General features: G+C 46.8%; 2 protein-coding genes. Both read left to right on the top strand.

Going from position 1 to position 1,083, the window contains the following annotated elements:
- Position 1: 1 nt before the first annotated feature.
- Positions 2 to 886: a 2-dehydropantoate 2-reductase gene (gene panE, locus R8N28_RS26680; RefSeq protein ID WP_318183851.1), complete on the top strand. Its 885-nt coding sequence runs from the start codon at positions 2 to 4 to the stop codon at positions 884 to 886.
- Positions 883 to 1,083, top strand: a 201-nt coding sequence (locus R8N28_RS26675; protein ID WP_318183850.1) for a DJ-1/PfpI family protein, incomplete at its 3' end; no start/stop codon positions are given. The genes panE and R8N28_RS26675, both read left to right, overlap by 4 nt.

Here is a 1,083-nt window from a genome sequence, read left to right as displayed (position 1 = left end):
TATTCTCATTTTAGGTCCGGGGGCCATTGGCTCACTGTGGGCAACAAAATTTCAATTGGCAGGACACCAAGTATCAGTGTGGGGCAGAACGTCTGAGCCGCAACACTCCCTTACGCTTGATGACTCACCTGCAATGGAGTTTCCTAACCAACATGTTCCCTCTTTACAACAAGCGGATTTGATTTTGGTCACGGTGAAAGCGTGGCAAGTGATCACTGCACTCAAACCTCTTATTGAGCACATTCATCACGATGCCATTGTTATGCTTATGCACAATGGTATGGGTACGGCCGAGCAGGTAGAAGAGATGCTATCCGGAAATCCCGTCGTTATCGCAACCACACCCCATGGTGCTTATAAGCCGAATAAAGAACTCGTAATGCACACGGGGCAAGGCATCACTCAAGTTGGCGGCTTTAATGCATCTGGCGCTCAATGCCAGTTTTTGCAAGATGTTATGCAGCACGCTTTACCAGAAGTGGTTTGGAACCCAAACATCAATGCCGCATTGTGGACCAAACTCGCCATAAACTGTGCAATCAACCCGCTTACAGCATTGCATCAATGTAAAAATGGCGACCTTGCACACGGTGATTTTCAAGACACCTTGAAAATCATCACGAAAGAACTTGTCGAAGTGATGAATAAGGAAGACATTGCGACGCAGTTCGACGTACTTTTCGAGACCATTATGCAAGTGGTGCGGGCAACGTCTGAGAACTATTCTTCAATGAGGCAAGATGTGTTTCATCAGCGCCCGACCGAAATTGATTTTATCACTGGGTACTTGCTAAAAGCGGCAGAGAAACATCGCATCAATACACCTGAGAATTTAGAACTTTACCAACGCATCAAACAAATAGAACAAAGCTGGACAGAACAATGAGTAAGAAAATCTTAGTGCCAATCGCTCCGGGCACCGAAGAAATGGAAGCCGTCACCGTTATCGACTTGATGGTTCGAGCAGGCTATGACGTAACGGTCGCAAGCGCAGATTTCGATGGTTCACTGACTATGAAAGCCTCTCGCGGTGTAACACTGACCGCGGATTGCAAGCTGGTCGATATTGCTGACGACGAATTT

This window comes from Vibrio sp. Vb1554, from assembly GCF_033344235.1.
Note: the sequence above shows the minus strand (reverse complement) of the source record. Positions and strands in the feature narration are given on the sequence as shown.